At 73.4% G+C, this 13,200-nt stretch carries 12 protein-coding genes; 4 read left to right on the top strand and 8 right to left on the bottom strand.

Translation table 11 applies throughout. The annotated features are described in order from the left end of the window. Positions 1-54 precede the first annotated feature (54 nt). From GSF22_RS21515 to GSF22_RS21480, 8 genes are all read right to left on the bottom strand, one after another. Positions 55-1,197, bottom strand: coding sequence for a glycosyltransferase family 4 protein (locus GSF22_RS21515; RefSeq protein WP_208815539.1), 1,143 nt, complete (start codon positions 1,195-1,197; stop codon positions 55-57). 132 nt (positions 1,198-1,329) lie between these two features. Then, positions 1,330-2,076: an MBL fold metallo-hydrolase gene (locus GSF22_RS21510; RefSeq protein WP_208815538.1), complete on the bottom strand. Its 747-nt coding sequence runs from the start codon at positions 2,074-2,076 to the stop codon at positions 1,330-1,332. A 175-nt stretch (positions 2,077-2,251) separates the two neighbouring features. After that, complete coding sequence (locus tag GSF22_RS21505) at positions 2,252-3,217, bottom strand: PLP-dependent cysteine synthase family protein (RefSeq protein ID WP_208815537.1); 966 nt, start codon at positions 3,215-3,217, stop codon at positions 2,252-2,254. Positions 3,218-3,227: 10 nt separating this feature from the next. Then, positions 3,228-3,599: a MoaD family protein gene (locus GSF22_RS21500; protein ID WP_208815536.1), complete on the bottom strand. Its 372-nt coding sequence runs from the start codon at positions 3,597-3,599 to the stop codon at positions 3,228-3,230. Positions 3,600-3,668: 69 nt separating this feature from the next. Then, positions 3,669-4,157 (bottom strand): Mov34/MPN/PAD-1 family protein, encoded by a 489-nt coding sequence (locus tag GSF22_RS21495; protein ID WP_208815535.1) that lies wholly within the window; start codon positions 4,155-4,157, stop codon positions 3,669-3,671. A 136-nt stretch (positions 4,158-4,293) separates the two neighbouring features. Then, positions 4,294-4,788 (bottom strand): DUF2017 domain-containing protein, encoded by a 495-nt coding sequence (locus GSF22_RS21490; RefSeq protein WP_208815540.1) that lies wholly within the window; start codon positions 4,786-4,788, stop codon positions 4,294-4,296. A 25-nt stretch (positions 4,789-4,813) separates the two neighbouring features. Beyond that, positions 4,814-5,104 carry an ATP-dependent Clp protease adapter ClpS gene (clpS, locus tag GSF22_RS21485; RefSeq protein WP_208815534.1) on the bottom strand — a complete coding sequence of 97 codons (291 nt, stop codon included), beginning with the start codon at positions 5,102-5,104 and terminating at the stop codon, positions 4,814-4,816. A gap of 149 nt (positions 5,105-5,253) precedes the next feature. Further along, the gene (locus GSF22_RS21480; RefSeq protein ID WP_208815533.1) at positions 5,254-6,744 is read right to left on the bottom strand and encodes a hypothetical protein; all 1,491 of its coding nucleotides are present in this window, start codon (positions 6,742-6,744) and stop codon (positions 5,254-5,256) included. A gap of 208 nt (positions 6,745-6,952) precedes the next feature. On the opposite strand from GSF22_RS21480, the gene GSF22_RS21475 reads away from it, so the two are divergent. The 4 genes from GSF22_RS21475 to GSF22_RS21460 are packed head-to-tail and all read left to right on the top strand — an operon-like array spanning position 6,953 to position 12,890. Then, a complete protein-coding gene (locus GSF22_RS21475) occupies positions 6,953-9,625 on the top strand; it encodes a helix-turn-helix transcriptional regulator (protein ID WP_208815532.1) in 2,673 nt (890 codons plus the stop codon). A gap of 16 nt (positions 9,626-9,641) precedes the next feature. Beyond that, positions 9,642-10,928 (top strand): nicotinate phosphoribosyltransferase, encoded by a 1,287-nt coding sequence (locus tag GSF22_RS21470; protein WP_208815531.1) that lies wholly within the window; start codon positions 9,642-9,644, stop codon positions 10,926-10,928. Positions 10,929-10,958: 30 nt separating this feature from the next. Beyond that, complete coding sequence (locus tag GSF22_RS21465; protein WP_208815530.1) at positions 10,959-11,540, top strand: isochorismatase family protein; 582 nt, start codon at positions 10,959-10,961, stop codon at positions 11,538-11,540. Between the two features lie 42 nt (positions 11,541-11,582). Further along, a complete protein-coding gene (locus GSF22_RS21460; protein ID WP_208815529.1) occupies positions 11,583-12,890 on the top strand; it encodes an MFS transporter in 1,308 nt (435 codons plus the stop codon). Positions 12,891-13,200: the final 310 nt, after the last annotated feature.

Raw genomic sequence — 13,200 nt, 5'->3', positions numbered from 1 at the left:
GGGTCGGACGGTCCGGCAACGGGGTGGGCCACGGCAAGATGGTAGGGCCTCCGGTCAGGCGGTCGCCCACCGCCGCACGACGGTCGGCGCCGCCCGCACCGCCCGGTAGTGGCCGATCAACTCGTCACCCACCACGGACCAGCTACGCCGGCCCACGGCGGCCCGGGCGGCTGCCCCGTACCCGGCGCGGCGCGCCGGGTCGGTGGCGAGGACGCCCACCGCGCGGGCCAGTGCCGGCCCGTCGTCGGGTGGCACCAGGATCCCGGTCACCCCGTCGCTGACCAGGTCCACCGGTCCACCGGCGGCCGGTGCCACCACCGGCACCCCGCTGGCCAGCGCCTCCTGGAGGGTCTGCCCGAAGGTCTCATGTGGTCCGGGGTGCACGAAGACGTCCAGGCTGGCGTAGATCCGGGCCAGTTCGTCGCCGTGCCGCATGCCGAGGAAGGTCACCCCGGGCAGCGCCCGGACCAGGTCACCCCGGGCCGGACCGTCCCCCACCACGACCACCCGTACCCCGGGCAGCCGGGAGGTCCCGGCCAGCAGTTCGACCCGTTTCTCCGGGGCCAGCCGGCCGACGTAGCCGACCAGCACCTCCCCCGCCGGGGCGAGCCGGCGGCGCAGTTGCGCGCAACGCCGGTCGGGGTGGAACCGCTCGGCGTCCACGCCCCGACCCCACAACCAGATCCGCTCGACCCCGTTGGCGATCAGGTCCGCGGCGGCCCGGGTCGAGGGCGCCAGGGTACGGCGGGCCGAGTTGTGGATCGCCCGGACGCGGCGCCACGCGGCGGCCTCGCCCCAGCCCAACCGGTAGGCGCGGGCGTACGCGGCGACGTCGGTCTGGTAGACCGCCACCGTGGGCAGCCCGTGCCGCGCCGCCACCGACGCCGCCCGGCCGCCGAGCACGAAGGGACTGGCCAGGTGGACGACGTCCGGGGCGGCGGCGAGCAGCGCCTCGGTCAGTCGTCCGGTGGGCAGCCCGAGCCGGAAACCGTGGTACCGGGGCACCGGCACGCTGGGGATGCGCACCACCGGGTACGGCTGGCCGTCGAGGTGGGCGCGACGGGTGCCCGACGGTGCGGGGGCGATCACCACCGGCTGGTGGCCCCTGCGGAGGAGGTGGCCGGCGACCTGCACGACGGAGTTCGCCACACCGTTCACATCCGGCGGGAAGGACTCCGTGACGATGGCGATCCGCATGGCCACACCGTGCGGGTGGTACCGGAGCAGCAGGCGACCACCGGTTGACCGGCCGGCGAACGTTGGGCCACGGAACGGTCGCCCCCGGTCACGGCAGCCGGGACGGTCCGATCGGTCGACGGCGCCGAACGGTCAGATCTCGTACCGGGAGCCGGGGCGGACGACCTCCAGCGGGCCGGCGTAGGTGCTGGCGGCGGCGTCGGTGGTCTGCGCCTCGCTGCCCCAGGCGGTCACCAGGTGGGTCAGCAGCAGCCGACCCACCTCCGCCTTGGTCGCCGTCTCGCCGGCCTCCCGGCCGGTCAGGTGCAGATCCGGTGGGTTGTCCATCCCGTCGAGGTAGCTGGCCTCGCAGAGGAAGACGTCCGCGCCGTGGGCCAGGCGGAGCAGGGCGTCGCAGGGTGCGGTGTCCGACGAGTAGCAGAGCACCCGGCCCTCGTGTTCCAGTCGCACCCCGTACGTCTCGACGGGGTGGTTGACCCGGTCGACGGTGACGGCGAACGGGCCGATCGGGAAGGTCCCCGGTTGCAGGCTGTAGAACTGGTACACGTCGGAGACCGAGACGTCGTCCTGGCCGTACGCGGCGGCGAGCCGGTCCGGCGCACCCGAGGGCGCATAGACAGGGATCGGCGGGTACGCGCCCTCCGGGGCGTACCGCCGGACCACCACGTACGAGACGGCGTCGAGGATGTGGTCGCAGTGCAGGTGACTGAGCAGGATCGCGTCGACGGCGTGCAGTCCGGCGTACCGCTGGAGGGCGGAGAGGGAGCCGGACCCGAAGTCCAGCAGGAGTCGGAAACCGTCCGCCTCGACAAGATAGGCGGAGCAGGCCGACTCCGGGCCGGGAAAGCTCCCGGCACAGCCCAGCACGGTCAGTCGCATCCGGTCGTCCTGTACTCACCAGCGGTAATGGCCGGACCGATCCGCGTCCCGTCGATGATCATTACCGACGCATCCGCCACGCTGCGCAGCCTACGCCGGGCCGGGTGCCGGCAAGAATGATCTGGAGCAAGTTGTCGCCAAGGTGACACCGACACCCGTCGAACCCGCCCGGCCGTCACGCCCAGAGCTGACCGTCCAAGGCCTCCTCGGCGTCGGCGAGGGTGCCGCCGTACGCGCCGGTGGAGAGGTACTTCCAACCGCCGTCGCACACCACGAAGGCCACGTCGGCGCGGCGGCCGGCCCTGACCGCCTCGTGCGCCACGGCCAACGCCGCGTGCAGGATGGCCCCGGTGGAGAAGCCGGCGAAGATGCCCTCCACCTCGACCAGCTGCCGGGTACGCAGCACCGCGTCGCGGGTACCGACCGAGAAGCGCCGGGTCAGCACGGTGGCGTCGTACAGCTCGGGCACGTAGCCCTCGTCGATGTTGCGCAGCCCGTAGACCAGCTCGCCGTACCGGGGCTCGGCGGCGACGATCTCGATGCCCTCGACCTTCTCGCGCAGGAAGCGCCCCGTACCCATCAGGGTGCCGGTGGTGCCCAGCCCGGCCACGAAGTGCGTGATCGTCGGCAGGTCCTGCAACAGCTCCGGACCGGTGGTCTGGTAGTGCGCGCGGGCGTTGGCGTCGTTGCCGTACTGGTAGAGCATCACCCAGTCCGGGTGCTCCGCCGCGATCTGCTTCGCGGTGGCGACCGCCTGGTTGGACCCGCCGGCCGCCGGCGAGAAGATGATCTCCGCGCCGTACATCCGGAGCAGCTGGACCCGCTCGGCGGAGACGTTCTCCGGCATGACACACACCAACCGGTAACCCCGCAGCTTGGCCACCATGGCCAGGGAGATGCCGGTGTTGCCGCTGGTGGGCTCCAGGATGGTGTCGCCGGGCCGGAGCCGGCCGGTGCGTTCGGCCTCACGGACCATGAACAGCGCCGGCCGGTCCTTGATGCTCCCGGTCGGGTTGCGATCCTCCAGCTTCGCCCAGAGCCGCACCGGCGGTGCCCCCTCGGGCACCGTCGGTGAGAGCCGGGGCAACCCCACCAGAGGGGTCCCCCCGCAGGCGTCGAGCAGGCTGTCGTACCGCGTCACGCCGGCCGCCTCAGCGGACGGCGCCCGCCGTGCCCAGGGCACGGCCGACGGTCGCCGCGGCGGCGGCGCGGTGCCCGATGATCGCCGCAGCCGCCGCGAAACCGAACGCGCCACCCGCCACGGCCGGCAGGATGGTCACCGTGTCGCCGTCGGCGAGCTTGGCGTCCAACGCGCCCAGGAAACGGACGTCCTCGTCGTTGACGTAGACGTTGACGAAGCGGTGCAGCGTGCCGGTCTCGGTGACCAGCCGGCCACGCAGCCCGGAGAACCGGGCGTCCAGGTCGGTGAGCAGGTCACCCAGGGTGTCACCGGCACCCTCGACGACCTTGGCGCCGCCGGTGTAGCTGCGCAGGATGGTGGGAACGCGAACCTCGATGGCCATGATGCTGACTCCTAATCGGGAAGAGAACGTGCCGGAAGAGGGAACGGTGGTGCCGGGTCAACTGACGGATCAGTTACCGGAACACTCGTAGTCGACCTCGGCCGGGCTCTGCCCGAACATGTAGGACTGGACGGCGTGCGGGTCCACGGTGGCATCCACGATCCGTACCGGCTCCTCGGTGATCACGCCGTCCACGATGCGGTACGAGCGGATCTCCTCGGTGTCGGGGTCACGCGTCGAGACGAGCAGGTAGTGCGCACCCGGCTCACCGGCGAAGGCGACGTCGGTACGCGACGGGTACGCCTGGGTCGCGGTGTGCGAGTGGTAGATGACCACCGGCTCCTCGTCGCAGTCGTCCATCTCCCGCCACACCCGCAGCTGCTCCATCGAGTCGAACTCGTAGAACGTCATCGACCGGGCGGCGTTGACCATCGGGATGTGCCGGGTGGGGGTGTCACTGCCAGCGGGTCCCGCGACCACGCCGCACGCCTCGTCCGGGTGGTCACGACGCGCGTGCGCGACAATCGCGTCGACGATCGACCGGTCGATACTCAGCACGCCTGACAGCGTACCGCCTGACCGGCCCGGAGCCGACGTGGCCGGTGTCACGAATCCGCCGGACGGCCACCCCGGCCCGCCGCCGGACGGCCGGCGCGCCCGCCGGGCAGCCACCCCGGCCCGCCGCCGGGCTCAACTAGTCGAGCATGACGTTCAGCAGGGACTCCTGGAGGTAGCCGAGATACGCGTAGACGGAGAGCTGGAACACCCGGCTGGACCCGGGATCGACCAGCATCGCCTCGTCCAGCTCGGCGCCGAGGTCGGTGCCGTCCCGGATCTCCAGGCGTACCCCCATCGCCAGCCGCGCGTCGTTGAGCGCCCGCAGCCACGCCTCGGCCGCCTCGGCGTCCAGGCGGACCTCGCCACCGGCACCGTCCGGCAGGGCGGCCAGGATCGCGCCGGCCTGGTCGATCTTGGCGGTCTTCAGGTCACCCTCGGTGTAGCGGCGGAAGTCCGCCGAGTTCGCCGGATCCTCCGGGTAGATGTCCGGGAAGAGCCGGCCGACCACCGGGTCGGTGTGGTCGAAGCCGTCGGTCAGCAACCCGACCACCTCGGAGGCGACCTTGCGCAGCACCCGGACCTCGTCGGGGGCGAGGGAGACCACGTAGCGGTCACCCTGCCGACGGAACATGCTCACGCCGTCACCTCTCCACCGGTCACAACCGGTCCACCGTCGCCCAGAGCCCGTACGCGTGCAGCTGCGACGCGTCGTGTTCCATCCGTTCCCGGGCGCCGCTGGAGACCACCGCCCGACCCTTGTGGTGCACGTCGAGCATCAACTCCTCGGCCTTCTCCCGGCTGTAGCCGAAGAGCTTCTGGAAGACCCAGGTCACGTACGTCATCAGATTGACCGGATCGTCCCAGACGATCGTCACCCACGGCCGGTCCGGTGCCGGCACCTCATCGGTGGCCGGCGTTCCGACCGGTGCAACCTGCGGAGCCGCCATGCCTCCCATCGTGCCACCGGATCCGGGCCGGTGATGAACCGGAACGCCGGGGAGGCCCGTACCGGTCCGTCCGGAGACAGCAACCGCCCCGGTCCGCACGGGTGGCCGGAGTGGTCCGGCGGTACTGCCCTCGGGCACGGACTGCCTCCCTACGCCAGCAGGATGCCGTGCTCGACGGCGTCGTTGAGCACCGTGGTCAGCGACAGCCGGAACGCCTCGAACCGCCCGGACACCTGCCGTTGCAGCTCCAACTCGATCTCCCGCAGCGCCCGCTGGACCCAGCTCCGCGCCTGGCCGGTGTCGTCGTTCGCCGGGGTGCGCCAGTACTGGTAGCAGCTGCCGGACAGGGCCAGCCCGACGGGCGGCAGGAGTGCGGTCCGGCCGGGACCGGCGAACGCGGCCAGCGCGTCGGTCGCGCCGGGGCCGGTGAGCGCCGCCACACCGGCGGTGCTGGTCACCAGGAGCACCCGGTTCCGCCCGTGCTCGGTCGGCGGATCGGTGAACCCGAACTGCACCGCGGTGACCACCCGCCGCCGGACGTCGTCGTCCGCCGGACGACCGAGTACCCGGACGAAGGCGTCGTCGAGGATCCGGTCCACCGCCCGGTCGCACGCCGCGGTGGCCTGGAGCGACAACGCGTGCAGCTCCCGGTCGAGCAGGTGGGGCAGGCCGACACAGCCGACCCCGAACACGATCTCCTGCACCGCCCGCAGGTGGATGTTCGCCAACTCCAGGGCGAGGTCCTGCCGGATGCGCTGGACGTGAGCGCGGACCTCCCGCTCCAGCCGGTCGGCCCAGTCGTCCCGCTCGACACCGGGGCGTACCGGCACCCGGCGGTTGCCGCCGATGCCCGGCGGCGGCTGACTGCTGGCCCGGCGCAGCCCCTCCTGGACCGCCCAGTCGACCAGGGCGCGGCGCAGCGGGCCGAGATCCGTGGCGTCGGGCGCCAGCCAGGCGGCTCCGGCCAGGGCCGGCACCGCCGACAGCAGCGCCACCCGGTGGGCGTGCAGGGTGATCGCCACCGGGTCGAGATAGCTCTCCGCCGGCTCGTCGCCCGGGTCGGGGAACCGGCCCGGGGCGGCCGGGGTGAGCACGAAGAAGACCGCCACCTGCCGGGCCGCGACCTCGGCCAACAGGTGCAGTTCGGCGGCGGTGAAGGTCTGGTCGGCGGCGGTCACCCAGAGCAGGGCACCGGCCCGGTCCACCACGTCCAGCAGGACCCGGACGGCCGCCGGGCCGAGCTGGTCGGTGTCCGGCGCGTCGACGAGCGAGAAGTGCCGGAGCAGCGGGTCGGCGCTGGCCAGCTCCACCCGGCGTGGTGGCCGGGTCGGCACCGGACCGACCCCGAACGGGTCGGCGGTGAACCGGTGCGGCTGTCGCAGGCCGGGCACGTACGCCATCCGGGTCGGGGTCCGGTCGTGGTGCAGCACCAGGTAGCTGCCCGCCGGTACGGTCAGCAGCTCCGGGACGGTGTCGAGCAGCCCGGCGAGCAGCTCCCGGCGGAGCGCGCCCGCCGGCCCGACGGCCACCACCGCCAGCGGATCGTCCGGGCCCGGGGCGTCCGGGCCCGACCGGCCCGGCCGGAGGCCGGGCAGCGGGTAGTTGGCAGCGACGATCCGGCGGAGGGGACCGGAGTCCATCTCACTGGCCTCCCTGGCGGGACAGCAGCCCGGCCGGGGAGAGCCGGACTGTGGAAAAGTTCCGGTCTGACGGGACCGGCTGCCGGAAGATTACGACCCTTCACCGCGATCCGGGCACTCTCCGGTACTCAGCGGTAACGGTAAGCTTACTCAACTTCTCTCCGTGACGGGGTGCTGCCGCAGGGAGTACGGTCGATATGCTGCGCCGGTGAACCCGTGGAGCTTCGTCGGGCGGTCCGCTGAACTACACCGGCTGACCGCCGCCGCGACCGGGGAGACCGGCCGGGGGCTCTTCATCAGCGGCACCGCCGGGATCGGCAAGAGCCGGCTGCTCCGGGAGGGGATCGAGGCGTTGCCCACCGACCGGTACGCGGTCTGGCTGGCCTCGGCCAACATCGCCACCGCCGGGCTGCCCTTCGGCGGTCTCGTCCAGGTCCTCCCCGCCGACCAGCCCCGGGGGCTCTCCCCGGCGGCCATCCTGCGTTGGGCGCTGGACGCCCTGCACCAGCAGGCGGCCGGCCGGCCCATCGTGCTCGCGGTGGACGACGCGCACCTGCTGGACCCGTCCTCGGCCGCGCTGGTCTATCTCCTGGCCCGGTCGGAACAGGCGACCGTGCTGGGTACCCTACGCAACGGTGAGCAGCTTCCGCTGCCGATCCGCGCCCTGTGGACCGACGACCTGGTCGACCACACCGAACTCGCGCCGCTCGACGTCACGGACACCGCCGACCTGCTCGCCGCGATCCTGGGCGGCCCGGTCGACGACCCCTCGGCGGAACGGCTGTGGCGGCTCTCCGGCGGCAACCCGCTGCTGGTCCGGGAACTGGTCCTGGCCGCCAACGCCAGCGGGGAACTGACCCGCCGGTACGGGGTCTGGCGGTGGACCGGCCGACTGGAACTGGCGCCCAGCCTCACCGACCTGATCGACGCCCGGATCGGTCAGCTCACCCCGGAGGTCAGGACCGTGGTGGAGCTGGTCGCGTTCGGCGAACCGGTCGGCCTGACCCTGCTGTCCGAAGCGACCGACCAGACGGCCGTGGAGACCGCCGAGGAGCGCGGGCTGATCAGCGTGGTCCGCAACGACCGGCGCAGCAACGTCCGGCTGGCCCATCCGCTCTACGGCGAGGTGGTCCGCCGGCAGTGCCCGGTGAGTCGCCGCCGGAGGCTGACCGGGCAGCTCGCCGACCTGCTGGAAGGGACCGGCAAGCGCCGCCGGGACGACCTGCTGCGGGTGGCGGTCTGGCGGCTGGACTCGGGTACCACCCAGGACCCGGCCCTGCTGGTCAACGCCGCCGCCCAGGCGTTCGGCCGGTACGACGTGCCGTTGGCCACCCGGCTCGCGCGGGCGGCGCTCGACGCCGAGGGCGGCTTCGACGCGGCGGAACTGCTCGCCACCATCCTGATGTTCGGTGACCAGCCCGACGAGGCGATCCGCGTCCTCGACCGGGTGGCCGGGCTGGTCAGCAACGACCGGCGGCGCAGCCGGTGGCTGACCGTCCGGGCCATGGTCAGCTACTGGGGACTGAGCCGCGAGTCCACGGTGGAGGAGATGGCGGCCAGCGCGGCGGAGCTGACCGACCCGGCCGACCACGCCCGGGTCAGCGCCTTCGAGGCGATCATGCGACTGCACCGGCTGGACACCACGACCGCACTGCGCCTGTCCCGGGCGGTGCTGGACCGGCCGGCGGCCCCGGTGGCCGCCCGCGAGCTGGCCCGGTGCACCATCGCCCACCTCCAGGCCGCCCGGGGCGAGCTGACCGCGAGCGGTCGGGCCATCGCCGCCGTGGAGGCGGGCGCCGCCCGGTGGCGGGGGGACATGCCCTACCTCCAGCTCGCCCTGGAACTGGCCCGGGGTACCCGGCTGGCGCTCGCCGGGGACCTCGCCGGGATCGACGGCATCGTGGCCGCCGAGTTCGCCGACCTGGCCGACGCCGGTGACTTCCGGCTCGGCTCCGGCTACCTGTCGATCCTGCGGGCGTACGCGGCCCGGATGCGGGGACGGACCGCCGAGGCGCTCCGGGCCAGTCTCGGTGCCTGTGCCGTACTGGCCACCAGCCGGGTGTACGCCGGGCTGGCCCACACCGAACGGGCACAGGCCGCGGCGCTGCGCGGGGACACCGCCCAGGCGGTGGAGGCGATGGCCGAGTCCGACCGGGCGCAGGCCCCCGGGATGGCGGTGCTGTACCCGTGGCGGGACCAGGCCCGGGCCGCGACCCTGGCGGCCGGTGGTGACCTGGCCGGGGCGGCGCGGGTCCTCACCGCGCTGGTGCACCGGCTCCAGGCGGACGGGTTCGCCGGACATGAGGTGCTGGCCCTGCACGACCTGGTCCGGTACGGCCGGCCGAACGCCCCGGTGGGTCCGCCCGGGGACAGCCGGTGGACCGTGGCCCGGCGGCTGACCGAGCTGGCCGGGTCGGTCGACGGGATGCTGCCGCCCCTGCTGGCCCGGCATGCCCGGGCCGTCGCGCAGGGCGCCGGTGGGGAACTGCTCGACATCGCCGACCGGTTCGCCGGGCTCGGACTGCACGTCTGGGCGGCCGAGGCGGCGGCGACCGCCGTGGCGGCGCTGCGCCGGGCCGGTGGCCCGCCGCTGGCGGCGGCCCAGCAGCGCCTCGGCGACCTGCTCGGCGCCACCGACGGGCTGCGTACCCCGGCGCTCGCCACCGGGCAGCCCGCGCTGACCGCCCGGGAGCAGCAGATCGCCCGGCTCGCGGCGGACGGCACCGCCAGCCGCACCATCGCGGAGCAGCTCTTCCTCTCGCCCCGGACGGTGGAGAACCACCTGCAACGGGTGTACAGCAAACTCGGGGTTACCGGTCGTAACGAACTGCGGACCGCCCTGCGGGCGATGCCGGACCGCGACGCCGCCACCGCGGAGTGAACCCTAGGCTGTGCTGGTGAGCATCCTTCGCCCCGCGCTGCTGACCGACCACTACGAGCTGACCATGGTGAGCGCCGCCCTGCGGGACGGCACGGCCGACCGGCGTTGCGTGTTCGAGGTGTTCGCGCGCCGGCTGCCGACCGGCCGCCGGTACGGCGTGGTGGCCGGCACCGGCCGGTTGACGGAGCTGATCCGGGAGTTCCGTTTCGACGCCGACGAGATCGCCTTCCTGCGCCGGACCGGGGTGGTGGACGCCGAGGCCGCCGAGTGGCTCACCAACTACCGCTTCACCGGCGACATCGACGGGTACGCCGAAGGGGAGCTGTTCTTCCCCGGTTCGCCGGTCCTCACCGTCTCCGGCACCTTCGCCGAGTGCGTGGTGCTGGAGACGCTGGTGCTGTCGGTGCTCAACCACGACTGTGCGGTGGCGGCGGCAGCGGCCCGGATGGTGACCGCGGCACGCGGGCGCACCCTGATCGAGATGGGCTCCCGGCGGGCCCACGAGGAGGCCGCGGTGGCCGCCGCCCGCGCGGCCTACCTGGCCGGTTTCGGGTTCACCTCCAACCTGGCGGCCGGCCAGCGGTACGGCATCCCCACCGCCGGTACCGCCGCGCACGCGTTCACCCTGCTGCACGACGACGAGCGGGCGGCGTTCGCCTCGCAGGTCGCCACGCTGGGCCGGGACACCACGCTGCTGGTCGACACGTACGACATCAGCCAGGGCATCCGCACCGCCATCGAGGTGGCCGGGCCGGAGCTGCGGGCGGTCCGGATCGACTCGGGTGACCTGGCGGTGATCGCCCAGCAGTCCCGCGAACTGCTCGACTCCCTCGGGGCCACCGAGACGAAGATCATCGTCTCGGGTGACCTCGACGAGTACGCCATCGCGGCGCTCGCCGCCGAGCCGGTCGACATGTACGGCGCCGGGACCGCCGTGGTCACCGGCTCCGGTGCCCCCACCGCCAGCCTGGTCTACAAGCTCGTCGAGGTCGACGGGCGACCGGTGGTCAAGCGGTCGGAGAACAAGGGCACCATCGGCGGACGCAAGGTCGCGGTCCGCCGGCACAAGCCGACCGGTACGGCGACCGAGGAGGTCATCGTGCCGCAGGGCGTACCGGACCGGCAGCCCAACGACCGGCTGCTCCAGCAGTCGTACGTGGTCTCCGGCGAGCCGGTGGACCTGCCCACCCTCGCCGAGTCGCGGGACCACCTGCGGCAGTGCCTGATCTCCATCCCGTGGGAGGGGTTGAAGCTCTCCGCCGGGGATCCCGCCCTCCCTGTCACCGTCGTACCGGCGGGCTGACCCGCCCTCCGGACCGAGAGGAGTACCCCGATGGGCAGCGCCCTGATCATCGTGGACGTGCAGAACGACTTCTGCGAGGGTGGCTCCCTCGCCGTGGCGGGCGGGGCCGGGGTGGCCGCCGGGATCTCCCGGCTGCTGGCCACCCACCCGGACCGGTGGGACCACGTGGTGGCGACCAAGGACTACCACATCGACCCGGGCCCGCACTTCGGCAACCCGCCGGACTTCGTCGACTCCTGGCCGGTGCACTGCGTGGTCGGCACGTCCGGCTCGGAGTTCCACCCGGAACTGGACACCACCCGGATCGAGGCGGTCTTCCACAAGGGCGAGCGCGCGGCGGCGTACTCCGGCTTCGAGGGCCACACCGACGGTGGGGAGTGCCTCGCGGACTGGCTGCGCCGGCACGACGTGGACCGGGTGGAGCTGGTCGGCATCGCCACCGACCACTGCGTACGGGCCACCGCGCTGGACGCCGCCCGGGAGGGTTTCGACACCACGGTCCTGCTGGAGTTGACCGCCGCGGTGGCCGCCCCCACCACCGACGTGGCGCTGCGGGCGATGGAGGGTGCCGGGGTCACCCTGGCCGGCGCCCCGGTGATCAGCCCCACCTGATCAGCAGAATCACTGGCCCGATGGTCGTACCTCCGGGGCAGGATGGCACCGGAGGTACGGACCAACGTGAACCTGAAGCCTTACCGGCAGGCGCTCGCCCTGCCCGGACTACGCCCGCTGCTGCTGGTGTCGGTGCTCGCCCGCATCCCGTTCACCGCCACCAGCCTGGCGTTGACCTTCTACGTCCTGCTCGAACTGGAGCGGGGGTACGGGGCGGCCGGTCTGGTCGGCGCGGCCATGACGGTGGGTGCCGCGCTCGGCGCCCCGCTGCTGGGCCGGCTGGTCGACCGGTACGGGCTGCGTCCGGTGCTGGCCCTGACCACCGTCGCCGAGGCGGTCTTCTGGTCCACGGCCGCGGTCCTGCCCTATCCGGTGCTGGTCGGCGCCGCCTTCCTCGGTGGTCTGCTGAACCTGCCGCTGTTCTCGGTGATCCGGCAGTCCATCGCCGCGATGGCCCCGCCCGACCAGCGCCGGCCGGCGTACGCGCTGGACTCCATGTCGGTCGAGTTGTCGTTCATGATCGGGCCGGCTCTGGCGGTCGCCCTGGCCACCAGTTTCTCGCCGCACCTCACCCTGTACGCCGTGGGCGCCGGCATCGTGGGTTCCGGGATCACGCTCTTCCTGCTGAACCCGCCCACCCGGGGCAGTGACGAGCCGACGGGTCCGGTCGGGCCGCCGAGCCGGCGGGCCTGGTTGACCCCCCGGCTCTTCGGTGTCCTCGCCGTCAGTACCGCCTGCACCCTGGTCCTCGGCGGCACCGACGTGTCGGTCGTGGCGGCCCTGCGCGACGGCGGCGAGGTCCGCTGGACCGGGCTGGTCCTCACCGTCTGGGCCGTCGCCTCCCTGGTGGGCGGTTTCGCCTACGGCGCGCTCACCCGGCCGGTCCCCCCGTGGGTACTGCTGGCCGGGCTGAGCCTGACCACCATCCCGATCGGTCTGGGCGGCGGGACGTGGTGGCTGCTCTGTCTCGCGCTGGTACCCGCCGGTCTGCTCTGCGCGCCGACCATCGCTGCGACGGCCGACACGGTGAGCCGGCTGGCGCCGGTCGGGGCCCGGGGTGAGGCGATGGGGCTGCACGGCTCGGCGATCACCGTGGGGGTCGCGCTCGGGGCGCCCCTGGCCGGCGCGGTCATCGACCACACCGTGGCCGGTTGGGGTTTCGCGGTGACCGGTCTGATCGGCCTGCTGGTCGCGCTCGCCGTACTCCCCACCGAGCTGCGCCGCCGTCGTATCGCGGCCGACCACGCCGCAGCGGAGCGGGCCGCTCCGGAGCAGACCGCCGGGGACGACCGGAAACAGTCCCCCACCGTCGGCGGTCCGAACGGCGAACTGGTCGGCACCGAGCACTGACGCCAGGTCGGTGTCCCGGGGCCGTGCGGCGGGCCGCCGCCGGTCCCGCGACCGCAGCGGACCTCTGACCGGCCGCCCTGCGCCCCACGGGATTCTCTGGAAATCGGGGTGTCCGCGCCGCCCGATGGCCCGACTTCCTGGAAACGGAGTTGATCGAGAGGGCCTCGGCGCCCCGGCGTCGGCAGGCCGGCCGGTCGAGGGATCGAGCGGGCGTCGGCGCCCGGCGTCGGCAGGTCGAGCGGGCCGAGAAATCGAGCGGGCCGACCGGTTCCGGGTGGAGAAACGACAGCCGGGCAGGACACACGAAGGG

The organism is Micromonospora echinofusca (assembly GCF_017614955.1).
Lineage (GTDB): Bacteria > Actinomycetota > Actinomycetes > Mycobacteriales > Micromonosporaceae > Micromonospora > Micromonospora echinofusca_A.
This window is presented reverse-complemented; position numbering and strand designations above follow the sequence as displayed.

Excerpts from the sequence above, each read along its gene's own strand:
- GSF22_RS21515 (WP_208815539.1), bottom strand. The coding sequence starts at position 1,197 with ATGCGGATCGCCATCGTCACGGAGTCCTTCCCGCCGGATGTGAACGGT.
- clpS (WP_208815534.1), bottom strand. The coding sequence starts at position 5,104 with ATGGCGGCTCCGCAGGTTGCACCGGTCGGAACGCCGGCCACCGATGAG.
- GSF22_RS21460 (WP_208815529.1), top strand. The coding sequence starts at position 11,583 with ATGGCACCGGAGGTACGGACCAACGTGAACCTGAAGCCTTACCGGCAG.
- GSF22_RS21500 (WP_208815536.1), bottom strand. The coding sequence starts at position 3,599 with ATGGCCATCGAGGTTCGCGTTCCCACCATCCTGCGCAGCTACACCGGC.
- GSF22_RS21465 (WP_208815530.1), top strand. The coding sequence starts at position 10,959 with ATGGGCAGCGCCCTGATCATCGTGGACGTGCAGAACGACTTCTGCGAG.
- GSF22_RS21510 (WP_208815538.1), bottom strand. The coding sequence starts at position 2,076 with ATGCGACTGACCGTGCTGGGCTGTGCCGGGAGCTTTCCCGGCCCGGAG.
- GSF22_RS21490 (WP_208815540.1), bottom strand. The coding sequence starts at position 4,788 with ATGTTCCGTCGGCAGGGTGACCGCTACGTGGTCTCCCTCGCCCCCGAC.
- GSF22_RS21480 (WP_208815533.1), bottom strand. The coding sequence starts at position 6,744 with ATGGACTCCGGTCCCCTCCGCCGGATCGTCGCTGCCAACTACCCGCTG.